A 25,328-nucleotide genomic window follows, 5' to 3' on the forward strand; every position below is an offset into this window, starting at 1 on the left:
GCGAAACGCAGGGACCCGCACAAGGTGAAACTGCCGCCGCAGGCGCACAGGGGGCGCTGGCCTGGACCTGCCCCCCTGAGTGACTAGATGACCCTGGCGGTTCCGGACACCCGGATGCTGGCGCCGGGTTCATCCGAAATCTCGGCCCGCAACAGCGATTTGGCGCCCATGTCCTCTCCCTGAACGATGTCGATGGCGCCGCCGTGAGGCCAGCCTGCGTCGCGCAGATAGCCCGCGAGCGCTGCCGCCGCCGCGCCGGTGGCGGGATCCTCCAGCACGCCGCCGATGGCAAAGGCGTTGCGGCTGTGGAACAGGCGCGGGGTTTCAGCCCAGATCAGGTTGATGGTGGTCAGCCCATGGGCCTGCATCAGAGCAGCCCCCTCCTTCAGATCATATGTCATCGCGGCCAGCCGCGCGCGGTCCGCAAGCGCCAGCACCAGGTGATCGTTGCCTGCATTGGCAACCGCCGGAGCCAGCGCCGGGTCCAGATCAGCCGGGGCAAGCTCGAACAGCGCCAGCGCCGCCTGCAGCAGCTCTGCCGATGCGGGGCCGCTCTTGGTCGGAGGTGACATCAGCGCGGCACGGGAGAGATCCCCCGTCGCATCGCTCTCGACCGAGATGGTGCCGTCGTTCAGCACCAGCGGATAGGTCCCGCCGCCAAACCGCGCCGCCAGCCGCGCGCCGAGCGCGATGGTGGCATGGCCGCAAAAGGCGACCTCGGTACTGGGGGCAAAATAGCGCACCCGCCAGGCGCCGCCGTCATCGCCGGATGGCGCGGCAAAGGCGGTCTCGGAATAGCCGACCTCGGCAGCGATACGCTGCATCTCGGCCACGCTCGGCATCTGGTCGGCGATCACCACACCGGCGGGATTGCCGCCTTGGGCAGCGTTCGAGAATGCCGCTACCCGGTCGACCGTCAGGGTCTCTGCCATGAATTGTCTCCTTTATTGAATTGGTGAAGGGGGCACCGGAGATGGTTCCGGTACCCCGCCATGGGTCAGTCGTTGATCCGGTCCAGGAAGGTCAGCATCCGGCCTGCGATCTCGTCGCCGTATTCTTCCAGCGCGAAGTGACCGGTATCCAGCAGGTGAAATTCCAGATCCGTGAGGTCGCGTTTGTAAGGATGTGCCCCTTCCGCCGGGAAGATGTAGTCATTGGCGCCCCAGACCAGCAGCGCGGGCGGCTGGTGCTCGCGGAACAGGGCCTGCCATTTGGGGTATTCCCCCACATTGGTGCCGTAGTCGAGGAACATCTCCAGCTGCACCTCCTGATTGCCTGGACGGTCCAGGAGATATTGCACGTGCCAGAAGTTGTCCGGGCTGATGGTGGAGGGATCCTGCACCCCGTGGGTGAACTGCCACTTGGTGGCATCCAGGGTCAGGAAGCCGCGAAGGGCATCGCCGTTTTCCGCGCTGGGATCGGCCCAATAGGCCTTCATCGGATCCCAGAACTCGCGCAGGCCCTCCGCGTAGGCGTTGCCGTTCTGGATGATGAAACCTGTCACGCGCTCGGGGTGCTCGGCGAACATCCGGTACCCCACCGGGGCGCCGTAATCCATCAGGTAGACGGCATAGTCCTCGACCCCCTTTTCATCCAGCAGCGCCGTCATCAGTTCGGCGGTATTGGCGAAACTGTATTCATACTCCGCCGCATCCGGCATATCCGAGGCGCCGAAACCGGGGTAGTCGGGCGCGATCACGTGGTATTGCTCGGCCAGCACCGGGATCAGCTCGCGGAACATATGCGAGGAGGTCGGAAAGCCATGCAGCAGCAGGACCGTGGGGTTCGCGGGATCACCGGCCTCGCGGTAGGCGATGTTCAGCCCTTCGATCTGCGCGGCGTCAAAACTCACCTCCGGCATGGTGTTGGCATGTCCCATTCCCGGCAGGGCAGAGACCGCTATCGCACCGGCCACGAAGACCGCGTTCAACGCATGTGTCAGATGGTGTTTCATGTCTGTTTTCCTTTCTGGGTGTGGTGGGTTTTCCGAGAACAGCCTCAAGCGGGCTGACCTGCCTTCAGGCGCGCGTTCTCGGCCTTGAGATCCGCAAGCTGCGTGCGCAGGGGGGCCAGGTGGGGTTCCAGCTCCTCCAGCGTCAGCCGCTCGGGGATATGGCGGGGGCAGTTCCAGTCAAAGGCCTCGACGCGGATCAGGATGGCCCGCTCCGGGTTGGCATCGGCGCCCGAAGGGAACAGGCCATCCGTCGCTTCGGCGCCTTCGACCACCTCAACCGTGCCCCAGATCTTGAGCCGCCGCTGGTTCGGGTAATCCATCAGGATCATCGAGATGCGGGCGTTTTCCGTGAGGTTGCCAAGCGAGACATACTGCTTGTTGCCGCTGAAATCGGCATAGGCGATGGTCTTGTCGTCCAGCACCTTGAGAAAGCCGCGCGGCCCGCCCCGGAACTGCACATAGGGCCAGCCGGTTTCCGACACCGTCGCCTGATAGAAGCCGTCGCGATCGGCGATAAAGGCGGCCTCGGCAACGCCGATCCGGTCGCCTGAACGTTCGGGAATATCCAGCAGCCGACCATAGGACCGGGCCGAGCCCATGCGCTCCTGATGGGCGCGCACGGCGGGGGTAAAGGCAATTTCTGCAAAGGCACGGGGCATGGTTGCACTCGCTTTCAAAAGGGGGAGGGTTGTATCAAAGGCCCAGTTCGGTGAGGCCGGGGTGATCGTCGGGGCGGCGGCCCAGCGGCCAGTGGAACAGGCGATCCTCTTGCCGGATCGGCAGATCGTTGATCGAGGCGATACGCCGCTGCATGCGACCGTCTGCGGCGAACTCCCAGTTCTCGTTGCCGTAAGAGCGATACCACTGGCCGCTGTCATCCTGCCATTCATAGGCAAAGCGCACGGCTATGCGGTTTTCGGTATAGGCCCAGAGCTCCTTGATCAGCCGGTAGTTCAACTCGCGCGACCACTTGCGGGTCAACAGCGCGCGGATCTCGTCCTGGCCGATGGCGAAATCGGCCCGGTTCCGCCAGGGGCAGTCATCGGTATAGGCCGGCGCCACGGTCTGCGGATCGCGGGTGTTCCAGCCATCTTCGGCAAGGCGCACCTTTTGGATGGCACTGGCTTTGTCGAAGGGAGGCACAGGGGGACGGGACATGAAGGAAGTCCTTTCTTGAGGGTCGGTGGAGGGAAGGATTTGCCACCCCAGTCCGGGAGCGCGCGTGGGGGGAGGTCAGATGCGTCCGGGCCGGGGTGGGTCGGGTGGCCGCCGCTTACGGGGCGCCCACCCGCATGGCGGCCCCCTCGGGCATGGTAACCGCCATGGTCTGTGCGCCACCGGGCCGGACGGCGGATTTCTGGGCGAAATGGATCGCCTGGGCAAAGCCGGTGCGGGTCAGTGGTTCCGCGTATTCAAAGCCACCCGCCGGTGTCAGCTGGGCCGCCGCAATGGCGGCCGTCAGCGCAAAAGGACCAAATGGGGAGCGCATGGGTTGGAACAATCGTCTCATTGGGGTCTCCATCCTTGGGCTTAAGTGTACCGATCTGTTAACTTTCCACCAAACTGTACCGATCAGTACTCTTTTGCAAATCACATTTTGTGATCGGCTGTGATCAATTTTTCTGATTTCGCCCTCAATCACCTGAAATGCTTCACTTTATTGTGTCGCAGTTGCTTTCCCCATGGGTGCATTTTATGTACAGATCAGTACAGAAAGAGACGAATCATGCGCCCAAACAAGCGAGACGAGCTGGTCCGAAAGGCCCTGACCGTGTTTTACCGAAACGGCTTTCACGCGACTGGCATGGATATGCTGGTGGCTGAAACGGGCGTGTCCAAAACCTCCATGTACAAGCACTTTCGCACCAAGGAAGAACTGATCCTCGCGGTGCTGCGCCTGCGGGACGAGAACTTCCGCCACTGGCTGTATCGCCGGATCGAGGAGCTTTCGGATACGCCCGAAGGCCAGCTGCTGGCGATGTTTGACGCCCTGTCGGAATGGTTCGAGAAGCCAGAATTCCGCGGCTGCATGTTCATCAAGGCCAGTGCCGAGTTCCAGGAGGTCAACCACCCGATCCACGCCCAATCCGCGGCGCACAAGCAGATCCTGCAGGATCACTTCGCAAGCATTGCCAAGGCTGCCGGAGCGGCAGAGCCGGTCAAACTGGCGCGTCAGCTGTTGCTGCTGAAGGAAGGGGCCATCGTGTCAGCGGTGATGGCGCGGGGCGGCGGATTGGCCGGGGATCCGGCCGCAGACGCCAAGGAGGCCGCCCGCGGGCTGCTCACCCTGCATCTTCCGCAAGGCTGACAGGCGGACGCGCAAGCCTACTCCACCCGGCGGAAGACGCAGCCGTCGGTGATCAGCTCGGGCGGTGTCATGCACAGGTTGCGGGCCACCCGATAGGCTGCCAGCACCTTTGGCACATAGTCACGCGTTTCGGCAAAGGGGGGCACCCCGGCGTGATCATGCACGGCGCCCTCCCCCGCATTGTAGCCAGCCAGAGCCAGGATCGCATCGCCCTTGAACTCCTGCAGCAGCCAATCGAGATATTTCACGCCGCCCGCAATGTTCTGCTGGGCTGCAAAGGCATCGCTGACGCCAAAGCGGCTGGCGGTGTCCGGCATCAGTTGCATCAACCCCTGCGCCCCGGCGGAACTCAGCGCATCCACCCGGCCTTCGCTTTCCACCGCGATCACCGCCAGGGTCAGCGCCGGAGAGACGCGCGCTTCAAGGCTGGCCATGAGGATCGGCACCCCCTGGCTGGCGACAATCTCTTGCAGGGTCTGCAGGCGCGGTGCGGCGATGGAACTGCCTTCGCTGGAACTCAGCACCCCAAGCGCCCGTTCCAGCCGGGCCGCCCCCGTGGTGGCGTCCAGATCCGGCGCAACCTGCTGCCAGAACCAGGAATACCGCCCGACGGGCTGTTCGGGTGATGCGCCTGGTGTGCCCTCTGCCGCAGTTTGCGGCGGCACCACCGGCGGGGTGATCTGAACCGTGATGCGCTGCCCGGTGCCGGGCTTTGGCGGCTTGACCCGCTTGGCCTCGAACTCCGGAAAGGGCTTCGGGAGCTGCTCGGCCCCCGTCGGCCCGGTCAACAACAGGGGAATCGCCGCCGCAACAGCGGCATATAGACATGATTTGAACATGGGTCGGCCTGTGAACCCGGTTTTGATACTGCTCTTTTGCGGGAAAGACTCGGTCAAATCGCCTTTCAGATCCAGCCCAATGGGCCCAGAATCTGGCGAACTTGCCATATTTCATGGGGAATGCCGCGCAAAAGCCACGCCGGTTTACGAGCCGTAAACATCTTTTTTGAGCAATTTCAGGGCTTTAAAAAGTTTCTTTAAAAATCGTTAAAATTGGGCGGCCTTTGCAGTTTTCGGCCCAAATGCTGCCACTCTCACCCGGCTATATGTACTCATCCAAGCCGGACAGGGTCGGTGAGAGAGAGAGACAGACCCAAGCATAGGACGGCTGGACAGTGCAAATTCAAGAGATCCTTTGGAGGGACTAAGCCATGATCAAGTTCATCAAAAACTTCCGTAAAGACGACTCCGGCGCCGTGACCGTTGACTGGGTTGTTCTGACCGCAGCCGTTGCCGCTCTGGCCGGCGCTGTTTACACCGCCATCGAAACCGGTTCCGGCAACCTGACCACCGCAACCGGCACCTTCATCGCAGACCAGGCGCCCGGCAGCTAATAGCCTAGCCTAGGCAAGAGCTTTGGGGCCGCGTCTTTCAAAACGAAGACGCGGCCCTTTTCTTCTCCACCTTCCTATTGCGAAAGGTGAACGCGATGAAAAAGATCTGGTCTTTTCTGGCCCGGGATGAAGGCGCTGTGACGGTCGACTGGGTCGTTCTGACCGCTGCCATTGTCGGCCTGACCGTGCTGATCGCCTCCGCGATGGAGGATGGAGCGATGGGTCTGGCGAATGCGCTGATGGCCTATATGTCGAACTGGTCGTTCGGCTGATCGCCATAGACCGGCGGACTGCCGACAGAATGTATGCAGCGTTTTGATTGACCCATGCACCGGGTCCGCGTGTTGCGGAGCCGGGCTCATATAATGAAAGGGACCACAATGCGTGCGGTTTTCGGACTTGTGCTTATTGTCGGTGTCGCCCTGGCCGGTGGCGCCGTTATGATGGCGAAGAACTACATTTCGGCCTATCAGAATGAACTTGCCCGCGAGAGGGCGAACCGTGCGGAAGTTGTTCCGACCACGGATGTTTTTGTTGCCACCAAGGCACTGAAATACGGTGAGCGGCTGACCCAGGAGGCTGTGCGCAAGGTGCGCTGGCCTCAAAACGCCATTCCCGAAGGCGCCTTTACCAGCCTTGAGGCGCTGTTCCCGCCAGATCGCGCCGATGACCCGCGCGTGGTGCTGCGCGCGATGGAAAAGGACGAGGCATTGCTGGCGGTCAAGCTGACCGCGCCGGGTGAAGATGCCGGTATCACCTCGCGTCTGGCCCGCGGCATGCGCGCCTTTGCGATCAAGGTCGATGTGGCCTCGGGCGTCTCGGGCTTCCTGCGTCCCGGTGACCGGGTCGATGTCTACTGGACCGGCACCGTGCGCGGTGCGAACCCCGGCGCCCAGGGGGATGTGACCCGGCTGATCGAAGCCAATGTTGAATTGATCGCCGTCGATCAAAGCGCAGGCGGCGATATCAACGGCGCCGTGATCGCCCGCACCGTCACCGTGTCGGCCCGTCCCGAACAGGTGGCTGCCCTGGCCCAGGCGCAAAGCACCGGCAAGCTGTCGCTCGCCCTGGTCGGCGCCGAAGATGACACCGTCGCAGCCATGGTCGAAGTGGATCAACGCAAGCTCTTGGGACTGTCTGCGGTCGAGGCGCCTGTGGCGGCCCAGGAAGAACGGGTCTGCACAATCCGCACAAGGCGCGGCGCAGAGGTCGTGGAAATCCCGATCCCCTGCTCGAACTGATCCCAACGGCGCAGAGCCGACAGGAAAGCCAAGCTATACCAAGCCCTTAAACATCGAACAGCCGCCCCGAAACAGGGCGGCTGTCCTGCTTCATGTTGCCTCTGCCCCACAGAAATGCGCCGCATCCGGACGGGCTTTCCCATTGATTCTTGCAATATTTTTGGAACTGCCGCAGAGTGTAGGGAATTATCGGGCAAAAGATCCGAAGTTGAGGCGTGATCGGAAAGGCAGGTCACATGGCAATTCGAAGGTTTGTTGCGGCAGCCCTGACCGGGCTATCGCTGATGTCTATGGCCGTTTCCGACGGCGCCATGGCCAATGGCTTGCGCGTGGTGAAAAAGGGGGCCTCTGCCTCTTTGGACGTGCCGATGAACCGCGCCGTGGTGGTCGAAAGCGACGTGCCCTTTGCCGAACTCAGCATCGCCAATCCCAGTATCGCAGATATCTCGTCCCTGTCCGACCGCACCATCTACGTGCTTGGCAAATCGCCGGGGCTGACCACGCTGACGCTGCTGGATGCCTCGGGTCGGTTGATTACCAACGTCGATGTGCGCGTGGCCGCCGATGTCACCGAATTCAAGGAGCGGCTGCGCCAGATCCTGCCCGGAGAAAAGATCGAAGTGCGCACCGCCAATGACGGCATCGTGCTGTCCGGCACGGTGTCCAGCTCGGCCCGGTTGCAGCGGGCGCTGGATCTTGCCGAACGCTATGCGCCGGATCGGGTCAGCAACCTGATGTCGGTCGGCGGCGTCCAGCAAGTGATGCTGAAGGTGCGCTTTGCCGAGATGCAGCGCTCGGTCTCCAAATCGCTCAGTTCATCGCTCGGCGTCAATGGCGGCAGCGGCTTTGGCGTCAACGGCGGGGTCAATACCCTGAACAACCAGGGCAGCCTGACCAATGCGCTGACCGGCAACATCCCGGCCGCCAACAGCAATACCGGCGCGGTTCTCTTTGGCTTCAACGTCGGGTCGGTCCAGGTCGGCCTGCTGCTGGAGGCGCTGGAACAAAAGGGTGTCGTGCGCACCCTGGCAGAACCCAATCTGTCGGCCCTGTCCGGGCAGGAGGCGAAATTCCTGGCCGGTGGCGAATATCCCGTCCCCGTCGCTCAGGAGGACGGGCTGATCACGGTCGAATTCAAACCCTTCGGGATCGAGTTGAACTTCATCCCCCGGGTGGTGGATGAAGACATCGTGAACCTGGAGCTGAAGGCTGCTGTATCGGCCATCGACCCCACCAATTCGCTCGAACTCAATGGCCTGTCGATCAACGCCTTCTCGCGCCGCGAAACCTCGACCACGGTGGAAATGCGCGATGGCGAGAGCTTTGCCATTGCCGGGCTGATCAAGGACGAATTCCTTGATAACTCGTCACAATTGCCCTGGCTCAGCGATGTGCCCGTGCTCGGCGCCCTGTTCCGCAGCGCCGATTATCAGCGCTCACAGACCGAGCTGGTGATCATCGTGAGCGCCCATCTGGTCACCCCGACCCGTGGCGAAGCGCTGACCCTGCCCACCGACCGCATCAAACCGCCCAGCGAAGCGGACCTGTTCCTGTTCGGTCGCACCGCGCGCAGCCGCTCCGGCCCGGCCAGCGAAGTGGCAAAGCAGGATTTCAACGGCTCCTACGGCTATGTAATGGACTGAGCAAAGGGACGATGGAGCACATGATCAAGACATCCGCCATCCTGGCGCTTTTGCTGGCCACCACCGCCTGTACGCGCGAGGCAGGTCAACCTCTTTCCGGCACGATTTTTGGCAACTCCACGACCAACAATGCTGCGGTGATGAGCGGCGAGCGGGACTTTGCCATCCAACTGGCTGGCCGTTTCGCCGAGGAAGTGCCCACCACGATCAATTTCGACTTCGACAGCGCCCGGCTGGATTCGGCCGCCCGCGCGACGCTGGACCTTCAGGCCCACTGGATCAAACAGTTCCCCGAAGTGCGCTTCCGCGTCTATGGTCACACCGATGCGGTCGGCAGCAGCACCTATAACAATCGCCTGGGCAAACGCCGCGCCCAGGCCGCTGTCAACTACCTGGTATCAAAGGGAATTAGCCGCTCCCGCCTAGAGGCAATGGTGTCTTACGGCGAAACCCAGCCGCTGATCGTCACGCAGCAGCGTGAGCGGCGCAACCGGCGCACGGTCACCGAGGTCAGCGGCTTCCTGAAGCGTCACCCTACGGTTCTGGACGGAAAATATGCCCAGATCATCTACCGGGAATATGTCGCAAGCGCGGTGCCGGCAACGACCCTGACGGCCGAACAGACCCTGCAAAGCACCCTGGACTAAAATACCGTCTTAAAACCCCTTAACTTTTCCCTACAATTGGAGGCTTTTGGCCCAATTGTGGTCAAGATCTTAACGGACAGTCGCTACAAGAGGTGAAGTGCGCCCCGTGATGGGGGGCCGACTTCTTTGAGACTAGAGGATCTTGGCGATGAGCAGCGGACAACCGCAACCTGATACACCTGCCATTGTTGCCTGCACCATCAGCCGCGATGTGCAGAACTTCGACCTCTTGATCGAAGACATGGAAATGGCATTGGGGGAAGCCTGGGGCGACCTGGGGTTTTCCGAGGCGCTGGCCTTCTTCGGGCAGCCCGAAGCCGACTCCCTGCAATTCGTTGCCATGGCGATGGACTGCGAGGATGAGGACGAGTTGCCCCTGATGGGCGATATCATCACCCAGGCCCATGCCAAGGGCATCAAGGTCATCCTGATCGCCGAGGACGTGACCCCGGCGGCGCTGCATTCCCTGCTGCGCCAGGGGGCTGACGAATTCATCCCCTATCCGCTGCCGGAACAAGAGCTGCAGGCGGCGATTGACCGGCTCAGCGCGCCAGAGCCTCAGCCTGAACCGGTGGCCAATACCCACCAGCTGAAAAGCGGCAGCCGCCGCGAGGGGGCGCTGATCGTCTGCCACGGGATGGCGGGCGGAACCGGATCGACCACCCTGGCAGTGAACCTGGCCTGGGAACTGGCCGAACTCAGCAACAGCAAGGAACCCCGTGTCTGCCTGCTGGATTTCGACATGCAGCATGGCTCTGTCTCGACCTATCTGGATCTGCCCCGCCGCGAGGCGGTGATGGAAATGCTGAGCGAGACCGACAGCCTGGATGAGGAGATCTTCGGTCAGGCGCTGTTGCCCTTCCAGGAAAAGCTGCAGGTGCTGACAGCGCCGGCGGATATGATCCCGCTGGAAATCATCACCCCCGAAGACGTGGAGCGGGTGATCGAGATGGCCCGAAGCCACTTTGATTTTGTGGTCGTGGATCTGCCGCATACATTGGTGCAGTGGTCCGAAACCATGCTGCAGTTGGCCCATGTCTATTTCGCGGTGATCGAGCTGGACATGCGCTCGGCCCAGAACACGGTGCGGATGAAACGGGCGCTGCAATCCGAGGGCCTGCCCTTCGACAAGCTGCGCTTTGCCCTGAACCGGGCGCCGAAATTCACCGATCTCAGTGGCAAATCCCGGGTGAAACGTATGGGCGACAGCCTTGGCATCTCCATCGATCTGCAATTGCCGGATGGTGGCAAGCCGGTGACGCAAAGCTGCGATCATGGCCTGCCCCTGGCCCTGTCCAATGCCAAGAACCCGCTGCGCAAGGAAATCGCCAAGCTGGCCCAATCCCTGCACGAACTTGGCCAGGGCGAGGCCGACGCCGCTGCATAGAGCACATGATTACCGGGGGGTAGTAAGTTGTTTTCCAGATATAAAAAACCGGCACCCGCAAAACGCGAAACGCCTGTTCCTGCGCCCGCAGCGACGGCAGAGGCCAAACCGCAGCCCAGCGCCTCTTTGCGCCGCCCGGTCACCCGCACCCAGGCCGAAGCCGCACCTGTCGACAAGGAGCGCAAGCGCAAGGAACGCCTGGGCGAAATCAAGGTGCAATTGCACCGTGATCTGCTGGAGAACCTGAACCTGGCCGCCCTTGAAAAGGCCAGCGAGAAAGAACTGCGCGCAGAGATCGCACAGATCGCAGGCGAAATCCTCGAAGAAAAGGGCATTGTCCTCAACCGCGAAGACCGCATGACGCTCAACAAGGAGCTATATGACGAGGTCACCGGTCTGGGGCCGCTGGAATCGCTGCTGCAGGACGAGACCGTCAGCGATATCCTGGTGAACGGTCCGCAACAGATCTTCGTGGAACGCGAAGGCAAGCTGCAGCTGTCCGACGTGACCTTCAAGGATGAAAAGCACCTGATGCGGATCATCGACAAGATCGTCTCGGCGGTGGGGCGGCGTGTCGATGAATCCAACCCCTATGTGGACGCCCGCCTGGCGGATGGGTCACGCTTCAACGCCATGGTGCCGCCCATCGCGGTTGACGGCTCGCTGGTGTCGATCCGGAAGTTCAAGAAAGACAAGCTGGGCATCGATGACCTGGTGAATTTTGGCGCCTTCACCGAAGAAATGGCCGCCTATCTGCAAGCGGCGGTTTCCACCCGGCTCAACGTGATCGTCTCGGGCGGGACCGGTTCGGGCAAGACGACGACGCTCAATGCTCTTTCGAGCTTCATTGACGACTCTGAACGCATCCTCACCATCGAGGACACCGCCGAACTGCAGCTGCAACAGACCCATGTGGGCCGGATGGAAAGCCGCCCGCCCAACGTCGAGGGCAAAGGCGAAGTCTCTCCGCGCGACTGTCTGAAGAACGCGCTCAGGATGCGTCCCGACCGCATCATCGTGGGCGAGACCCGCGGCGAAGAGGTCATCGACATGTTGCAGGCGATGAACACCGGCCACGACGGTTCGATGACCACGATCCACGCCAACTCGGCCCGCGACGGCGTGTCCCGTCTTGAGAACATGATCGCCATGGCCGGGATCGAAATGCCGATCAAGGCGGTGCGCAGCCAGATCTCCTCGGCTGTCAACCTGATCGTACAGGCCTCCCGCCTGCAGGACGGCTCGCGCCGGATGACCTCGATCACCGAGATCACCGGCATGGAGGGCGATGTGATCTCGATGCAGGAGATCTTCCGCTTCCAGCGTGTGGGCCTGACACCGGACAACAAGATCATCGGACATTTCACCGCCACCGGCGTGCGTAGCCATTATTCGGAACGGTTCCGGCTGTGGGGCTACGACCTGCCGCCGTCGATCTATGAACCCACGCGGATGGAGTAGACGCGATGCAAATTCCTGCAGAACCGCTGATTTACGGCCTGATCTTCGTCGGCGTCATCGTCTTGGTCGAGGGCATCTACCTTGTCGCCTTTGGCAAGTCGATCAGCCTCAACAGCAAGGTCAGCCGCCGTCTGGAAATGATGGAGAAGGGCAGCACCCGCGAAGAAGTACTGGAACAGCTGCGCAAGGAGCTGAAACAGCACGGGAAAACCCAATCCATCCCGCTCTATTCGCTGCTGGCCGACCGCGCCCAGAAGGCCGCCATCGCCTTTACGCCACAACAGTTGATGATGATCATGGGCGGCGTTGCCGTCATTGCCTTCATCGGTCTCAGCGTCGCCACCAGCGCGCCGCTGCCGGTGCGCGCGCTGGGGTCCGTCATCATCGGCATCGGCGGGGTCTTCTTCTGGGTCAACAAGAAGGCCAGCAAGCGCATGTCGATGATCGAGGAACAACTGCCAGATGCGGTGGAGCTCTTGGTGCGCTCGTTGCGGGTCGGGCACCCGTTTTCCTCGGCGATCCAGATTGTCTCGCACGAGATCGAGGATCCGCTGGCCTCTGAACTGGGCATGATCGCGGATGAATCCGCCTACGGCCGCGATGTGGGCGAAGCGCTGAAGGAAATGGCCGAACGCCTGGACATGCAGGATTTGCGCTTTCTGGCCGTCGCCGTCACCATCCAACAGCAATCGGGCGGCAACCTGGCCGAGGTCCTGGCCGGTCTGGCAAAGGTGATCCGCGCCCGCTTCCGCCTGTTCCGCAAGGTGAAGGCCATCACCGCAGAGGCGCAGTGGTCGGGCAAGTTCCTGTCCGGCTTTCCGCTGCTGGCGCTGGCCGGCATCCTGGTCAAGGATCCCAATTATTACGACAATGTGCTCGATCACCCCTGGTTCATTCCCGCCTGTTTCCTGGTCGGGATCATGCTGACCGTGAACCTCTTCGTGATGAAGATGCTGACGAATATCGAGGTCTGAGGAGCGCCCCCCATGTCCATCCTGTCCGACATCAACGGCTTTCTGACCGATCAGTTCGGCGCCTTCGGCCCGCTGCTGGCACTTGGGCTGGCAGGGCTGTTCATGATCCTTCTGGCCATTCCGCTGCTTCTGAACCAGCCCGAGGATCCGCTGAAGAAGCTGCAAAAGAACATGGCGCCGGAAACCCGGCCCAAGCCGCAGAAGGAACGTCTGCGTCAGAACAGCCGCAACGAACAGCTGCAGAAATTCGCCTCCTTCCTGGAACCTCAGAACGCCGAGGAACTGTCGGCGATGGAGCTGAAGCTGCGCCAGGCAGGCTATGCCTCAAAGGATTCTGTGCGCCTGTTCCACTTTGCACAATTCGCCCTGGGCCTGATCGGCTTGGGGGCCGGTCTGTTCTATGTCTTTGGATTGAACGCGGGCACCGAGTATGACAGCAGCCAGTTGGCCCTACGCATTATCGGACCCGGCGGCGCAGGCTACATGCTGCCCAAATACTGGGTGACCCGGCGCATTGAAGAGCGCAAGAAACAGATCACCCAGGGCTTCCCGGACGCGCTCGACATGATGCTGGTCTGCGTCGAGGCGGGCCAGTCGCTGGACCAGTCCATTGTCCGCGTCGCCAAGGAGCTGCACGCCTCCTACCCAGCATTGGCCGAAGAATTCGAAGTGGTCGCCTATGAAATGAAGGCGGGCAAGGAAAAGGAAAAGGTGCTGCGCGACATGGGCACCCGCTGCGGCGTGCAGGATGTCTCCTCCTTCACCACCGTGATGATCCAGTCGCAGGCCTTCGGCACCTCGATCGCCGATGCGCTGCGGGTCTATGCGGATGAGATGCGCGACAAACGCGTGATGCGCGCCGAAGAGGCCGCAAACAAGTTGCCAGTGAAAATGACTCTTGCCACAATGGGGCTGACGGTGCCGCCGCTGCTGATCATTCTGGTCGGACCCTCGGTGCAGGGCATCTTGAACATGGGCAACATGGGTAACTGATCATGGCCGATCGGCGCAGGGCGGCACACCGCCGCCCCTGCCTTTTCTCTGCCGCTGCCGCGCTGGTGGCGGTCTCTGTTGTTGGGGCATGTTCCTTGCGAACCGGGGCCCCGCCAGCCAGCCCCTGGGCACCGGGCGTGGATCTTCGCAAACAGGCTGAAGATGGGCTGATCGTGGGTCACCGGCTGATGGATGCCGGGGAATATGAACTGGCGCTGGATGCCTTCAACCGCGCGGCACTGGATCAAGGGCTTACGGCAGAAGTCCTGTCCAGCATGGGATCGGCCAACCTGGGCCTGGGCCGCCTGGGACAGGCCGAAGATCTTTTGCGCCGTGCCACCAAGGCCGCGCCCGACTGGCCAGAGGCGCTGAACAACCTTGGTGTCGTGCTGATGGAACGGGGCAAAACCCCCGAAGCGGTGCAGATCCTGCGCCGCGCCTATGCGCTGGACAATGGCGAAAGTGACGCAATCCGGGATAATTTGCGGCGGGCTCTCGAAAAACTTGAAAATTCCGCGCATAGTGATCCGCAAAACGAAAGTCGAAGCGACTTCACATTGATGCGGCAAGGCGGCGGCAGCTATCGGATCGGCAAAGATCCCTAGGAACGCGCAAGGGTCGCATAGGGCAGAGCAGCAAAAGGACGCATAAAATGCGCCAGTTTATTCTTGTGACCACAGGCCTTGTCGGCGTTCTGGCCCTGTCGGCCTGCGTCAAACCCGATGGCAAGGAAACCGTTGAACGCGCCTTTGAAGAGGTCAATGTCGTTGACGCGCATAACCTCAACGAGGTGATGATGACGGTCGCCGACCCGAACGAGGCGGTGAGCTATTTCCAGAAATCCCTGAAATCCTCGCCTGAACGGATCGATTTCCAGCGTGGACTGGCCGCGTCTTACATCCGCGCCAAGCGCAATACCGAGGCCGCCGGCGCCTGGAAGAAGGTCGCCGCCCATGCAGAGGCCACGGTCGAGGATCGTGTCTCGCTTGCGGATGCGCTGATCCGTGTCGGCGACTGGAAAGGCGCCAAGGAGGCGCTGGATTCCGTGCCCCCCACCCATGAGACCTACCGCCGCTACCGGCTTGAGGCGATGGTGGCGGATGCCAACAAGGAATGGAAACGGGCCGACAGTTTCTATGAAATCGCCACCGGCCTGACCACCCAGCCCGCCAAGGTGATGAACAACTGGGGCTATTCGAAACTCTCGCGCGGCAGCTTTGCCGAGGCCGAGCGTCTGTTCAGCGATGCCATTCGCCAGGATCCGACGCTCTTTACCGCCAAGAACAACCTGGTTCTGGCCCGTGGCGCGCAGCGCAACTACACCCTGCCGGTGATCCCGCTGGATCAGACCGAACGGGCGCAGCTGTTGCACACCTTGGCCCTTTCCGCGGTAAAACAGGGTGATGTGAAAACAGGCGAGAACCTGTTGCGCGAGGCGCTGGCGACACATCCGCAGCATTTCGAGGCCGCCGCCCGTTCGCTCGCGGCGCTTGAAAACGGCTGATCCATGGTGCACCTGGCCGTCCCGGCCCATGCCGCCCAATGGTTCCTGCCCTTCGTGCTGCCGCTCTGCTATGCGGCAGCGCTGACCGACCTGCGCGGCATGCGCATTCCCAACTGGATCAATGATTGTCTTGGGCTGGTCTACATTGTGGTGGGTCTGTTCGTGATGCCGACCTGGGCCGATTATGGCTGGCAGTTGCTGCATCTGCCCATCGGGATCGCGATGGGTTTCCTGTTCTATTCAGCAGGCATGATCGGCGCGGGTGATGCAAAATTCGCAGGCGCCGCAGCGCCCCTGGTGGCGCTTGCCGACCTGCCCGCCTTGATGATGATCTTCTCCGCCAATCTGCTGGCCGGGTTCGTCACCCACAGGCTGGTCAAATACACGCCCCTGCGCAGGCTGGCGCCCGAGTGGCTCAGCTGGAATGTGGGCAGCAAGTTCCCCATGGGATTGTGCCTCGGCGGCACCCTGGCGATCTACCTGATCCTTGGCGCGCTGTTCGGCAACCCCCGGCCGAACTGACACCTGATCGCTAAAATCAGCGCAAAATCGCCCCTGCCTTCCCGGAATTGCACCAGCATTGCCGTTCTCTTGCCACAGTGATGCATAGGCTATGACCCCGGAGTGGATCCCCTGTTGGCGGGCACCCAGGGCGGACGCCCCTGCGTCCCCCGCTCGCCAACCCGCCAGCAGGGGAGCAGGTTGAACAGACAGGCCGAAACATGAACATGCAGACCAGTGCCGTGGTGGCACCGCCAGCGCCCAGGGGCCTTGCCCAGATGCAGCTCCCCATTGTGATGATGCGGGATATTTTGCTGAAAACGATGTTCCGCAAGAACGCCAACCTCGTCAGCGATATCGCCGCGGCCATCTGCCTGCCGATCCCGGTGACGCAAGAACTGGTCGATATGGCCCGCGAACAGAAACTGCTGGAGGCCACCGGCACGCTCAACGCCAATAGCGGCAACGAGATGGGATACCAGCTGACCGATGCGGGCCGCGCGCGCGCGCTGGATGCGCTCAGCCAGTCGGAATACTATGGCGCCATGCCGGTGCCGCTTGATGTCTACCGCGAGCAGGTGGAGCGTCAGTCGATCCGCAATATCATGGTGACGCGTCAGCAGCTTACACAGGCCATGGGTCACCTGATCCTGCCCGACAGCCTGCTGGACCACCTGGGGCCGGCGGTCAGCGCGGGCCGCTCGATCCTGATGTATGGCCCACCCGGCAACGGGAAATCCTCGATCTCCAACGGAATTCGCGATGCGCTTGGCGATTGTGTCTACGTGCCCCGCGCCATCGAATATGCCGGTCAGGTGATCACCGTCTACGACCCCATCGTCCACACTGCGGTCGAGGAAGAGGCCGAAGACCCCAACGCCCTGCGCCGCCCGCGCCGGTTCGATACCCGCTATGTCAAATGCGAACGCCCCACCGTGGTGACCGGCGGGGAGTTGTCCCTGTCGATGCTGGACCTGGTCTATAACCCCACGGCGCGCACCTATCAGGCGCCGCTGCAGCTGAAATCCACCGGCGGCATCTTCATCGTCGATGACCTTGGCCGCCAGGCCGAACCGCCCCAGGCGCTGGTCAACCGCTGGATCGTGCCGCTGGAAGAGGGGCGCGATATCCTTGCCCTTCAATCGGGCGAAAAGTTCGAGGTCCCGTTCGACACGCTGGTGATCTTCTCCACCAACTTCCACCCGAACGAGATCTTTGACCAGGCCGCCCTGCGCCGGATTTTCTTCAAGATCAAGATCGACGGACCGGATCAGGAAAATTTCCTGAAGATCTTTGCCTTGGTGGCCCGCAAGAAAGGCGTGCCGCTGGATGAGGCAACCTTGGTGCATCTTCTGAAGACGAAATACCCGACCATCGACAATGTCTACGCCAACTACCAGCCGGTCTTCCTGATCGACCAGATGATGGCGATCTGCGATTTCGAGGGCATTCCCTACCAGATGAGCCCTGATCTGATCGATCGCGCCTGGGCGAACATGTTCGTCAAGGACGAGGAGATCGTGAAATAGGGGCGATCCCGCCCCCAATCTCACCCTTGGAACAGCAGCGACAGGATTGCCATTTCCTTTTCCCTGTCGCCGCCGGTCAGATCCGGCAGGGGCGTCTCCAATGTCGCATCAAAGCCCGCCGCGCCCAGGCGCGACAGCGCCACCTGCTCTGGCACGCCGCTCACCCCGATCACCGCCCCGACCGTGGCCTGCGTCACGGCCATCATCACCGGCCTGACCGGGCTGCCGCCACCGGACACCGGCACGAAGGATCCGGCCAGCACAACAGCGGAGAGCGCCATGATCGTCACCGCGACCGGACGTTTGAAATAGACCGAAAACGCCCGCCAGTTCAGCAGAACATGCGCCAGCACACCGGCGACCATGACCCAGCCGACCCATTCATGCACCACCTTGTTCAAACCGCTGTCGAGATGAAAGAACATCAACAGCCCCGTCACCCCCATCAGCAGGAAGCTTCCGATTGTCAGCGGGGTGGCCCAGGTGCGAAGCATGCGCATCTTCTCTCTCCAGTCTTGAAAACCTCTTCAATCATCACACGTTGCAAAGGCGCGTCTCCGTCGGACAATCGCAAAAGAGTTTTTCCTCGGATCAGGTTTCTTTCTAAACTCGGACCATGACCTCCCTTCCCCCTCAGATTTCCGGCTGGTTTGCAACAAAAGGCTGGACCATCCATCCCCACCAGGCGGAGATGCTGGCCCGTGCGCAGGATCCTTCAACCCTGCTCATTGCCCCGACCGGGGGCGGCAAGACGATGGCTGGCTTCCTGCCTACCCTGGCCGAACTTGCGACCGACGGCCACGAGGGGCTGCACACGCTTTACGTCTCCCCTCTGAAAGCCTTGGCAGCGGACATCAAGCGCAACCTCACCGGCCCGGTTGCCGAGATGGGCCTGCCGATCTGCATCGATGACCGCACCGGCGACACGCCGCAGTCGCGCCGCAAACGCCAGCGCGCCGATCCGCCCCATATCCTGCTGACCACACCGGAAAGCCTTGCGCTTATGGTGTCTTACGAGGACGCGGCACGCACCTTCCGAGGCCTCAAACGCATTGTCATCGACGAGATCCACGCCCTGGCCGAAAGCAAGCGCGGCGATCAGCTGATGCTGGCGCTCGCGCGCCTGCAAAGCCTCTGCCCCGATCTTTGTCGCGTGGGTCTCTCGGCCACCGTGGATGACCCCGAACAGATTGGCCGCTACCTCGCCCGGCATCCCGACCCTTGCCATATCGTGCAGGCCGACCCCGGCCCCGCCCCCGATATCGCCATGCTGCAAACCGCCGAGGCGCCCCCCTGGGCGGGCGGTGGCGCGGCCTATGCGATCCCCTCCGTGCTGGAGCAGATCCGCACCCATCAGACCACGCTGATCTTCCACAACACCCGCGCCCAGGCCGAGATCTTCTTTCACAACCTCTGGCTTGCCAATGAAGACGCCCTGCCGATCGCCATCCACCACGGCTCACTCGATCGCGAACAGCGCGCGCGGGTCGAGGCGGCAATGGTCGCCAACGCCTTGCGCGCGGTGGTCTGTACCGGCTCGCTCGATCTTGGCATCGACTGGGGCAATGTGGATCTTGTGATCCAGATTGGTGCGCCGAAGAACGTCAAGCGGCTGGTGCAGCGGATCGGTAGGGCCAATCACCGCTACAACGCTCCCTCCAAGGCGCTCTTGGTGCCTGCCAACCGGTTCGAGGTGGTCGAATGCCAAGCCGCGCTGAAGGCCGTACAGGAAGGCAGGCTTGACGGGGATCCACGCCCGCCGGGGCCGCGCGATGTGCTGTGCCAGCATGTCCTGATCACCGCCTGCGCAGGGCCGTTTGATGCCGACGCACTCTTTGCCGAGATCACCAGCACCGGCGCCTATTCGGACCTTTCCCGGGCCGAGTTCGACGCCTGCCTGAATTTCTGCGCCACCGGTGGCTATGCCCTGCGCGCCTATGATCAGTGGCAGCGCCTGTTGCAGCGCCCCGACGGGCTGTGGCAGCTGCGCGATCCACGCTCCGCCGCGCGTATCCGCATGAATATCGGCACCATCCAGGACGCCGACCTTCTGAAGGTGCGTATGAAACGCAGCCGCGGCGGCAAACCCCTGGGCGAGGTTGAGGAGGCCTTTGCCGCCACCCTGACCCCCGGCGATACCTTCCTCATTGGCGGGCAGATCGTGCGCTATGAATCCTTGCGCGAAATGACGGTAGAGGTCAGCCGCGACAAGGGCCGCAAGCCCAAGATCGCAGTTTTCTCGGGCACCAAATTCGCCACCTCCACCCAGCTGAGCCAGGGGATCCTCGACCTTCTGGCGCAGGATACCTGGCCCGATCTGCCCGCCCATACCGCCGATTGGCTGGCGCTGCAGCGCGAGGTCTCGGAGCTGCCGCGCGCGGGCCAGATGCTGATCGAGACCTTCCCGCACCAGGGGCGCGAACATGCCTGCCTTTACGGGTTTGCCGGGCGCAACGCGCAGCAGACGCTGGGACTTCTGGTGACCAAGCGGATGGAGGAGCAGGGCCTTGATCCCCTTGGATTTGTCGCCACCGATTATGCGACGCTGATCTGGAGCCTATCCGAAGTCAAAGATCCTGCGCCGCTGTTGAATGGCGATGCCCTGCGCGACGGGTTGGACCGCTGGCTGGCGGGCAACGCGGTGATGAAACGCGCCTTTCGCGCCTCTGCCACCATCGCCGGGCTGATCGAGCGCAACACCCCCGGCAACCGCAAATCGGGGCGGCAGGCAACGTTTTCGTCCGATATCCTTTATGACACGCTGCGCAAATATGACCCCGATCACCTGCTGCTGGAGATCACCCGCGACGAAGCCATGAGCGGGCTGGTGGATTTCGCCCGCATCGAGGAGATGACCCAACGCATCCGTGGCCGCCTGAGCCTGCGCCGCCTGTCCCGGATCAGCCCCCTCGCCGCGCCGCTGTTGCTGGAGATGGGCAAGGTCCCGATCCAGGGCGCCGGCGCGGAAAAGCTGATGCAGCAGGAGGCGGCCGAGCTGATGCGCGCCTCGGGTCTTGAAACCCTCGCGCAATGAGGCTTGCAGGCGGGCGGAAATCCGGCGATCACCTTGGCATGAGTGGCTATGACTTCACCCTGGCGGGCGCACAGCTGACGGCCCTGGGCAGCGGTGCCCTGTGGTGGGCGGCGCAGCGCCTGTTGTGCGTGTCGGACCTGCATCTTGGCAAATCCGAACGCCAGCTCCGGCGCGGCGGCAGCGCCCTGCCCCCCTATGAGACCCGCGATACACTGCAACGGCTCAGCACTCTGATCGACCAGTTCGCGCCAGACACCATCCTGTGCCTGGGTGACAGTTTCGACGATCTGGCCGCTGCCGAGGCCCTGCACGACCCAGAGGCGAAAGACCTGCGCCAGATGGTGGCGGCGCGGGACTGGATCTGGATCGAGGGCAACCACGATCCCGGTGCCACAGGTTTTGGCGGGCAAGCTTGCGACGAAATCTCGATCGGCACGCTGACCTTTCGCCATATCGCGCGGGGCGATGCCGCACCCGGGGAGGTCTCGGGCCACTACCACCCCAAGGCGCGCCTCAGCCGGGGCAGCGCGCGGCCTGCTTTCCTGTTGGATCAAACCCGGTTGATCCTGCCCGCATTCGGAACCTACACCGGGGGCCTGCGCAGCAGTGATCCGGCACTGACCGGGCTGATGGCACCGCAGGCGCTGGCGATCCTGACCGGCCCCACCGCGCTGCCCTGCCCGATGCCGCGTTGACGTAACGTCTTGCACCCAAGGGGAAAGAAGGCTTCTAAGCTCACGCCATGACAACGACACGCATCAAAGACAGTTTTGACCGCCAAAGCATGATGACCACCCTTGGCGCCACCCTCGACAGCGTGGAGCCGGGCAAGGTGGTGATCTCGGCCCCCCTGTTGCCGACCAGCCTGCAACAGCACGGCGCCGCCCATGCCGCGCTCACCTTTGCCATTGGCGACAGCGCCGCAGGCTATGCAGCCCTCAGCCTGCTGCCCGAGGATCAGGAGGTGATGACCGCCGAGATCAAGATCAACCTGCTGGCGCCGGGGATCGGGGATCGCCTGCGTGCCACCGGCACGGTGATCAAGCCCGGTCGGCGGCTCGTGGTGGTGACCTCGCAAGTGCATGCCATCACCGGCGGCGAGGAAAAGCTGATCGCCATTCTGCAGGGCACCATGGTGCCGGTCAGCCCCTAGGCCATGCAAAAACACCCGCCGAAAACCTGCGGCGGGTGCTCATCGTTTCTGGAAAAGATCAAACCGATCAGACGGTCAGCCCTTCGGGTTCCTCCAGCCCATGCGCGCGGCAACAGGCCGTGACCGTATTGGCCAGAAGGCAGGCGATGGTCATCGGGCCAACGCCGCCCGGCACCGGGGTGATGGCGCCTGCCACCTCTGACACCGGGGCAAAGTTCACATCGCCCAAGAGCTTGGTCTTGCCGGGTTTTTCCGGGTGCGGCACGCGGGTGATGCCAACGTCAATGACCGTGGCTCCGGGTTTGACCCAATCGGCCTGCACCATTTCGGAACGCCCCACGGCGGCGACCAGAATATCGGCGCGGCGGCAGACCTCGGGCAGGTCGCGGGTCCGCGAATGGGCAATCGTCACGGTGCAGTTTTCCTGCAGCAAGAGCTGCGCCATCGGCTTGCCAAAGAGGTTGGAGCGGCCGATGACCACGGCATTCAGCCCCGTCATATCGTCGATCTGGTCGCGCAGCAGCATAAGGCAACCCAGCGGCGTGCAGGACACCAGCCCCTTTTCGCCGCTCGCCAGAAGGCCCGCGTTGACCACGCTCAGCCCGTCCACATCCTTGGCCGGATCGATACGCGCCACCACGGCGCGCTCATCCAGGTGATCCGGAACCGGGAACTGGCACAGGATACCATGCACGGCAGGATCAGCATTCAGCTGGTCGATCAGAGCAAAGAGATCCGCCTCGGAGACATCCGCGGGCAGTTTATGCTCGAAGGAGGCCATGCCGACCTCCACGGTCTGGCGGTGTTTCGCCGCGACATAGACTTCACTCGCGGGGTCCTCGCCCACCAGGATCACCGCAAGGCCCGCTGTGATCCCGTGCTCTTGCTTCAGACGTGCCACATGGCCCGCCACCTTTTCGCGTACCTTGGCCGCAAAAGCCTTGCCGTCGATAAGAGTCGCTGCCATCTGTCCTGATCCTCTTGCTGTGGGGCGCCAAACGGGCCCCGAAACGCGATGCGGCCCGGAAGCCCCTTCCGAGCCGCAGATTGCTTAAATTTCGCCTCAGAACAAGCCTTCGATCTGTCCTTCGGCGTTCAGGTGGATGTTTTCTGCCGCCGGCACGCGCGGCAGGCCCGGCATGGTCATGATCTCACCGCAGACCACCACGACGAAACCGGCCCCTGCCGACAGGCGCACCTCACGCACCGGCACCGAATGCCCGGTGGGCGCACCGCGCAGGTTCGGGTCGGTGGAGAAGCTGTACTGGGTCTTGGCCATACAGACCGGCAGATGGCCGTAGCCCTGCTCTTCCCAGAGTTTCAGCTGGTCGCGGATCTTCTTGTCGGCCAGCACCTCATCGGCGCGGTAGATGCCCTTGGCGATGCGTTCGATCTTCTCGAACAGGGTCAGCTCGTCCCGGTAGAGCGGCGCGAACTGGCTGACGCCGCTGTCGGCGATTTCCGCAACCCGGCGGGCCAGCGCTTCGGAGCCTTCGGAACCCAGCTCCCAATGGCGCGACAGGATCGCCTCGGAGCCCTGGGTTTCCACGTAGTCCTTGACCGCCTGGATTTCCGCATCGGTGTCGGTGACGAAGTGGTTGATCGCCACCACGACCGGTACGCCAAAGGATTTCAGGTTGCCGATATGGCGGCCGAGGTTGGCGCAGCCTTCCATCACCGCCTCGACGTTTTCCGCGCCAAGATCGGCCTTGGCGACACCACCGTTCATCTTCATCGCCCGCACGGTGGCCACCAGAACCACGCAATCGGGGGCCAGGCCTGCCTTGCGGCATTTGATGTTCATGAACTTCTCGGCGCCCAGATCGGCACCAAAACCGGCTTCGGTCACCACGTAGTCGGCCACTTTCAGCGCGGTTTGCGTGGCGATGACCGAGTTGCAGCCATGCGCGATATTGGCGAAAGGACCGCCGTGCACGAAGGCCGGGTTGTTCTCCAGCGTCTGCACCAGGTTCGGCTGCATCGCATCCTTCAACAGCACCGCCATGGCACCTTCGGCCTTGATATCGCGACAGAAAACCGGGCTGCGATCGCGGCGGTAGGCGACGATCATATCACCCAGGCGCTGTTCCAGGTCCTTCAGATCCTTGGCCAGGCAGAGGATCGCCATCACTTCGGAGGCCACGGTGATGTCAAAGCCACCCTCGCGTGGGAAACCATTGGCAACACCCCCCAAAGAGACGTTGATCTGGCGCAGGGCACGGTCGTTCATGTCGACGACCCGGCGCCATTGCACCCGGCGGATGTCGATGTCCTGCTCGTTACCCCAGTAGATGTGGTTGTCCAGCATCGCCGACAGTAGCGAATGCGCCGAGGTGATCGCGTGAAAGTCGCCGGTGAAGTGGAGGTTCATGTCCTCCATCGGTACCACCTGCGCATAGCCACCGCCGGCCGCGCCGCCCTTCATGCCGAAGTTCGGCCCGAGCGAAGCCTCGCGGATGCAGATCATCGCGTTCTTTCCGATGCGGTTCAGACCGTCGCCGAGCCCGACGGTTGTGGTGGTCTTGCCCTCGCCCGCCGGGGTCGGGTTGATCGCGGTCACCAGGATCAGCTTGCCGTTCTCTTTGTCCTGCACCGAGTTGATGAAGGGCTGGCTCACCTTCGCCTTGTCATGGCCATAGGGCAGCAGGTCGTCGTGGGTCATGCCCAGCTTGGCACCGATCTCCTGAATCGGGAGCTTTTTTGCCTCGCGGGCGATTTCGATATCACTCTTGTAGCTCATGGCCGGGTTCCTGACCTGTTTGATCGGTTGACCGGCGCACGGGCCGGGGTTGACCCAGACTTAGCCAGACTGCGGCAAATCGCGCGCCTGTTTTCCGACATTATCGCGCCTCGAAACGGCGTTCGCTGCTTTCGATCGGAACCCTGAGTGTCCGAAAGGAACGCAATGTGCCCCTTTGGAGCGCCCTTCAGGGCGCCCAGGCGCGCTGGTCGGGGACAAATACCGCCAGTTGATCGCCCAGGGACAGGCGGCCCGGACGTTCGACCCAGGCGGTGATTCCCCGCCGGTTTTCCGCTGCCGGTTTGAACTTGGCACCGTAGCCTGTGTGGTCGGTCTCGATCTCGCGCCCCGGCAACACGCAGGGGCGGTTCTCCATATCCACGGTCAGGGTGATGCCGCCTGGGCCTTGCAGGCGGCTATTCGGCGGGATGAAGGTGAAATCGGGAATGCCACGCAGAACCAGCGTGGCACCAAGGTATGCGGGATCGATCCGCTCCAGCCCCATGTCGGCGGCGATCAGCGCCAGCTCCTCTTCCGACAGGATCGTCAGCTGCCGCACATTGCGGATCTCGGTGCCCTGGGGATAGAGGTTCTTCACCCGCACGCAGGAGGCGCGCAGGGCGCCTTCGTGGCGCTCTCCTGCGATGCCGTGAAAGCCAAGGTCCAGGTGATCGGTCGGCGTAGCGCTGAGGACCGCCCCCGCGGGCACCTGCCCCATCCAGGTGATCTCTCCGATAAATTCGGTTTTGCGCAACACAGGCATCCCGGCGTTCCTTCATTTGGGGCCAACTTCGGCAGATGGGCATGGTTTTGTGAAGGACCATACAGATCGACACCACAACGACCAGAGAGAAAACAACGTGGCC

Annotated in this window: 27 protein-coding genes; 17 read left to right on the plus strand and 10 right to left on the minus strand. The window is 62.5% G+C overall.

All coding sequences use genetic code 11. The features are described 5' to 3' along the window. Positions 1-83 precede the first annotated feature (83 nt). The 5 genes from PXK01_RS03875 to PXK01_RS03895 all read right to left on the minus strand — a co-directional run bounded on the left by PXK01_RS03875 (position 84) and on the right by PXK01_RS03895 (position 3,464). Complete coding sequence (locus PXK01_RS03875) at positions 84-932, minus strand: PhzF family phenazine biosynthesis protein (RefSeq protein ID WP_274858934.1); 849 nt, start codon at positions 930-932, stop codon at positions 84-86. A gap of 65 nt (positions 933-997) precedes the next feature. Then, positions 998-1,954: an alpha/beta fold hydrolase gene (locus tag PXK01_RS03880; RefSeq protein ID WP_274858935.1), complete on the minus strand. Its 957-nt coding sequence runs from the start codon at positions 1,952-1,954 to the stop codon at positions 998-1,000. A gap of 44 nt (positions 1,955-1,998) precedes the next feature. Continuing rightward, positions 1,999-2,613 (minus strand): pyridoxamine 5'-phosphate oxidase family protein, encoded by a 615-nt coding sequence (locus PXK01_RS03885; protein ID WP_274858936.1) that lies wholly within the window; start codon positions 2,611-2,613, stop codon positions 1,999-2,001. A 34-nt stretch (positions 2,614-2,647) separates the two neighbouring features. Beyond that, positions 2,648-3,112: a nuclear transport factor 2 family protein gene (locus tag PXK01_RS03890; protein WP_274858937.1), complete on the minus strand. Its 465-nt coding sequence runs from the start codon at positions 3,110-3,112 to the stop codon at positions 2,648-2,650. Positions 3,113-3,227: 115 nt separating this feature from the next. Further along, positions 3,228-3,464: a hypothetical protein gene (locus PXK01_RS03895; protein ID WP_274858938.1), complete on the minus strand. Its 237-nt coding sequence runs from the start codon at positions 3,462-3,464 to the stop codon at positions 3,228-3,230. A 216-nt stretch (positions 3,465-3,680) separates the two neighbouring features. Between PXK01_RS03895 and PXK01_RS03900 the strand changes: the two genes are divergently transcribed. Beyond that, positions 3,681-4,262, plus strand: a complete 582-nt coding sequence (locus tag PXK01_RS03900) for a TetR/AcrR family transcriptional regulator (protein WP_274848843.1) — start codon at positions 3,681-3,683, stop codon at positions 4,260-4,262. A gap of 17 nt (positions 4,263-4,279) precedes the next feature. On the opposite strand, the gene PXK01_RS03905 is transcribed toward PXK01_RS03900, so the two are convergent. Then, the gene (locus PXK01_RS03905) at positions 4,280-5,101 is read right to left on the minus strand and encodes a lytic transglycosylase domain-containing protein (protein ID WP_274858940.1); all 822 of its coding nucleotides are present in this window, start codon (positions 5,099-5,101) and stop codon (positions 4,280-4,282) included. 371 nt (positions 5,102-5,472) lie between these two features. Here PXK01_RS03905 and PXK01_RS03910 point away from each other — a divergent pair, with 371 nt between their 5' ends. The 13 genes from PXK01_RS03910 (at position 5,473) to PXK01_RS03970 (ending at position 17,535) form a co-directional block, all read left to right on the plus strand. Continuing rightward, complete coding sequence (locus PXK01_RS03910) at positions 5,473-5,655, plus strand: hypothetical protein (RefSeq protein ID WP_274858941.1); 183 nt, start codon at positions 5,473-5,475, stop codon at positions 5,653-5,655. Between the two features lie 95 nt (positions 5,656-5,750). After that, a complete protein-coding gene (locus tag PXK01_RS03915; protein ID WP_274858942.1) occupies positions 5,751-5,927 on the plus strand; it encodes a hypothetical protein in 177 nt (58 codons plus the stop codon). Positions 5,928-6,035: 108 nt separating this feature from the next. After that, positions 6,036-6,896, plus strand: coding sequence for a Flp pilus assembly protein CpaB (gene cpaB / locus PXK01_RS03920; RefSeq protein WP_274858943.1), 861 nt, complete (start codon positions 6,036-6,038; stop codon positions 6,894-6,896). A gap of 236 nt (positions 6,897-7,132) precedes the next feature. After that, a complete protein-coding gene (locus PXK01_RS03925; RefSeq protein WP_274847522.1) occupies positions 7,133-8,539 on the plus strand; it encodes a type II and III secretion system protein family protein in 1,407 nt (468 codons plus the stop codon). Between the two features lie 20 nt (positions 8,540-8,559). Then, positions 8,560-9,186, plus strand: a complete 627-nt coding sequence (locus PXK01_RS03930) for an OmpA family protein (protein WP_274847521.1) — start codon at positions 8,560-8,562, stop codon at positions 9,184-9,186. A gap of 148 nt (positions 9,187-9,334) precedes the next feature. Beyond that, positions 9,335-10,573: an AAA family ATPase gene (locus PXK01_RS03935; protein WP_274847520.1), complete on the plus strand. Its 1,239-nt coding sequence runs from the start codon at positions 9,335-9,337 to the stop codon at positions 10,571-10,573. Positions 10,574-10,600: 27 nt separating this feature from the next. Further along, entirely contained in the window at positions 10,601-12,034 is a 1,434-nt protein-coding gene (locus PXK01_RS03940; protein ID WP_274847519.1) for a CpaF family protein, read from the plus strand. Positions 12,035-12,039: 5 nt separating this feature from the next. Continuing rightward, positions 12,040-13,008 (plus strand): type II secretion system F family protein, encoded by a 969-nt coding sequence (locus PXK01_RS03945; protein ID WP_274858944.1) that lies wholly within the window; start codon positions 12,040-12,042, stop codon positions 13,006-13,008. A 12-nt stretch (positions 13,009-13,020) separates the two neighbouring features. Continuing rightward, positions 13,021-14,001: a type II secretion system F family protein gene (locus PXK01_RS03950; protein ID WP_274858945.1), complete on the plus strand. Its 981-nt coding sequence runs from the start codon at positions 13,021-13,023 to the stop codon at positions 13,999-14,001. A 2-nt stretch (positions 14,002-14,003) separates the two neighbouring features. Beyond that, positions 14,004-14,606 carry a tetratricopeptide repeat protein gene (locus tag PXK01_RS03955; protein WP_274858946.1) on the plus strand — a complete coding sequence of 201 codons (603 nt, stop codon included), beginning with the start codon at positions 14,004-14,006 and terminating at the stop codon, positions 14,604-14,606. A 47-nt stretch (positions 14,607-14,653) separates the two neighbouring features. Beyond that, positions 14,654-15,505 carry a tetratricopeptide repeat protein gene (locus PXK01_RS03960; RefSeq protein ID WP_274847515.1) on the plus strand — a complete coding sequence of 284 codons (852 nt, stop codon included), beginning with the start codon at positions 14,654-14,656 and terminating at the stop codon, positions 15,503-15,505. A 3-nt stretch (positions 15,506-15,508) separates the two neighbouring features. Beyond that, positions 15,509-16,027 (plus strand): prepilin peptidase, encoded by a 519-nt coding sequence (locus PXK01_RS03965; RefSeq protein WP_274858947.1) that lies wholly within the window; start codon positions 15,509-15,511, stop codon positions 16,025-16,027. A gap of 200 nt (positions 16,028-16,227) precedes the next feature. Next, a complete protein-coding gene (locus tag PXK01_RS03970; protein WP_274858948.1) occupies positions 16,228-17,535 on the plus strand; it encodes an ATPase in 1,308 nt (435 codons plus the stop codon). 20 nt (positions 17,536-17,555) lie between these two features. On the opposite strand, the gene PXK01_RS03975 is transcribed toward PXK01_RS03970, so the two are convergent. Further along, on the minus strand, positions 17,556-18,035 hold the full coding sequence (locus PXK01_RS03975) for a DUF4405 domain-containing protein (protein WP_274858949.1): 480 nt from the start codon (positions 18,033-18,035) through the stop codon (positions 17,556-17,558). 116 nt (positions 18,036-18,151) lie between these two features. Between PXK01_RS03975 and PXK01_RS03980 the strand changes: the two genes are divergently transcribed. From PXK01_RS03980 to PXK01_RS03990, 3 genes are read left to right on the plus strand one after another with little or no spacing between them, the layout of a single operon-like run. Then, positions 18,152-20,569 (plus strand): ligase-associated DNA damage response DEXH box helicase, encoded by a 2,418-nt coding sequence (locus tag PXK01_RS03980; RefSeq protein WP_274858950.1) that lies wholly within the window; start codon positions 18,152-18,154, stop codon positions 20,567-20,569. A 38-nt stretch (positions 20,570-20,607) separates the two neighbouring features. After that, a complete protein-coding gene (pdeM, locus tag PXK01_RS03985; protein ID WP_274859055.1) occupies positions 20,608-21,264 on the plus strand; it encodes a ligase-associated DNA damage response endonuclease PdeM in 657 nt (218 codons plus the stop codon). 47 nt (positions 21,265-21,311) lie between these two features. Further along, positions 21,312-21,722 (plus strand): PaaI family thioesterase, encoded by a 411-nt coding sequence (locus PXK01_RS03990; protein WP_274858951.1) that lies wholly within the window; start codon positions 21,312-21,314, stop codon positions 21,720-21,722. A gap of 67 nt (positions 21,723-21,789) precedes the next feature. Here PXK01_RS03990 and folD read toward each other — a convergent pair whose 3' ends face one another. From folD to PXK01_RS04005, 3 genes are all read right to left on the minus strand, one after another. Further along, positions 21,790-22,689 carry a bifunctional methylenetetrahydrofolate dehydrogenase/methenyltetrahydrofolate cyclohydrolase FolD gene (gene folD / locus PXK01_RS03995; RefSeq protein ID WP_274858953.1) on the minus strand — a complete coding sequence of 300 codons (900 nt, stop codon included), beginning with the start codon at positions 22,687-22,689 and terminating at the stop codon, positions 21,790-21,792. Between the two features lie 96 nt (positions 22,690-22,785). Continuing rightward, positions 22,786-24,462, minus strand: coding sequence for a formate--tetrahydrofolate ligase (locus PXK01_RS04000; protein ID WP_274847509.1), 1,677 nt, complete (start codon positions 24,460-24,462; stop codon positions 22,786-22,788). Between the two features lie 187 nt (positions 24,463-24,649). Further along, entirely contained in the window at positions 24,650-25,225 is a 576-nt protein-coding gene (locus tag PXK01_RS04005; RefSeq protein WP_274858959.1) for an MOSC domain-containing protein, read from the minus strand. Positions 25,226-25,328 lie beyond the last annotated feature (103 nt).

The sequence above is a fragment of the Phaeobacter sp. PT47_59 genome, assembly GCF_028890025.1.
Lineage (GTDB): Bacteria > Pseudomonadota > Alphaproteobacteria > Rhodobacterales > Rhodobacteraceae > Phycobacter.

Bases quoted from the DNA above. Each gene is read 5' to 3' on its own strand.
- PXK01_RS03890 (WP_274858937.1), bottom strand. From the start codon at position 3,112: ATGTCCCGTCCCCCTGTGCCTCCCTTCGACAAAGCCAGTGCCATCCAA.
- PXK01_RS03905 (WP_274858940.1), bottom strand. From the start codon at position 5,101: ATGTTCAAATCATGTCTATATGCCGCTGTTGCGGCGGCGATTCCCCTG.
- PXK01_RS03925 (WP_274847522.1), top strand. From the start codon at position 7,133: ATGGCAATTCGAAGGTTTGTTGCGGCAGCCCTGACCGGGCTATCGCTG.
- PXK01_RS03875 (WP_274858934.1), bottom strand. From the start codon at position 932: ATGGCAGAGACCCTGACGGTCGACCGGGTAGCGGCATTCTCGAACGCT.
- PXK01_RS03965 (WP_274858947.1), top strand. From the start codon at position 15,509: ATGGTGCACCTGGCCGTCCCGGCCCATGCCGCCCAATGGTTCCTGCCC.
- pdeM (WP_274859055.1), top strand. From the start codon at position 20,608: ATGAGTGGCTATGACTTCACCCTGGCGGGCGCACAGCTGACGGCCCTG.
- PXK01_RS03900 (WP_274848843.1), top strand. From the start codon at position 3,681: ATGCGCCCAAACAAGCGAGACGAGCTGGTCCGAAAGGCCCTGACCGTG.
- folD (WP_274858953.1), bottom strand. From the start codon at position 22,689: ATGGCAGCGACTCTTATCGACGGCAAGGCTTTTGCGGCCAAGGTACGC.
- PXK01_RS04000 (WP_274847509.1), bottom strand. From the start codon at position 24,462: ATGAGCTACAAGAGTGATATCGAAATCGCCCGCGAGGCAAAAAAGCTC.
- PXK01_RS03945 (WP_274858944.1), top strand. From the start codon at position 12,040: ATGCAAATTCCTGCAGAACCGCTGATTTACGGCCTGATCTTCGTCGGC.
- PXK01_RS03960 (WP_274847515.1), top strand. From the start codon at position 14,654: ATGCGCCAGTTTATTCTTGTGACCACAGGCCTTGTCGGCGTTCTGGCC.
- PXK01_RS03990 (WP_274858951.1), top strand. From the start codon at position 21,312: ATGACAACGACACGCATCAAAGACAGTTTTGACCGCCAAAGCATGATG.
- PXK01_RS03970 (WP_274858948.1), top strand. From the start codon at position 16,228: ATGAACATGCAGACCAGTGCCGTGGTGGCACCGCCAGCGCCCAGGGGC.
- PXK01_RS03880 (WP_274858935.1), bottom strand. From the start codon at position 1,954: ATGAAACACCATCTGACACATGCGTTGAACGCGGTCTTCGTGGCCGGT.
- cpaB (WP_274858943.1), top strand. From the start codon at position 6,036: ATGCGTGCGGTTTTCGGACTTGTGCTTATTGTCGGTGTCGCCCTGGCC.
- PXK01_RS03915 (WP_274858942.1), top strand. From the start codon at position 5,751: ATGAAAAAGATCTGGTCTTTTCTGGCCCGGGATGAAGGCGCTGTGACG.
- PXK01_RS03980 (WP_274858950.1), top strand. From the start codon at position 18,152: ATGACCTCCCTTCCCCCTCAGATTTCCGGCTGGTTTGCAACAAAAGGC.
- PXK01_RS03895 (WP_274858938.1), bottom strand. From the start codon at position 3,464: ATGAGACGATTGTTCCAACCCATGCGCTCCCCATTTGGTCCTTTTGCG.
- PXK01_RS03950 (WP_274858945.1), top strand. From the start codon at position 13,021: ATGTCCATCCTGTCCGACATCAACGGCTTTCTGACCGATCAGTTCGGC.
- PXK01_RS03910 (WP_274858941.1), top strand. From the start codon at position 5,473: ATGATCAAGTTCATCAAAAACTTCCGTAAAGACGACTCCGGCGCCGTG.
- PXK01_RS03955 (WP_274858946.1), top strand. From the start codon at position 14,004: ATGGCCGATCGGCGCAGGGCGGCACACCGCCGCCCCTGCCTTTTCTCT.
- PXK01_RS03975 (WP_274858949.1), bottom strand. From the start codon at position 18,035: ATGCGCATGCTTCGCACCTGGGCCACCCCGCTGACAATCGGAAGCTTC.
- PXK01_RS03935 (WP_274847520.1), top strand. From the start codon at position 9,335: ATGAGCAGCGGACAACCGCAACCTGATACACCTGCCATTGTTGCCTGC.
- PXK01_RS03885 (WP_274858936.1), bottom strand. From the start codon at position 2,613: ATGCCCCGTGCCTTTGCAGAAATTGCCTTTACCCCCGCCGTGCGCGCC.
- PXK01_RS04005 (WP_274858959.1), bottom strand. From the start codon at position 25,225: ATGCCTGTGTTGCGCAAAACCGAATTTATCGGAGAGATCACCTGGATG.
- PXK01_RS03930 (WP_274847521.1), top strand. From the start codon at position 8,560: ATGATCAAGACATCCGCCATCCTGGCGCTTTTGCTGGCCACCACCGCC.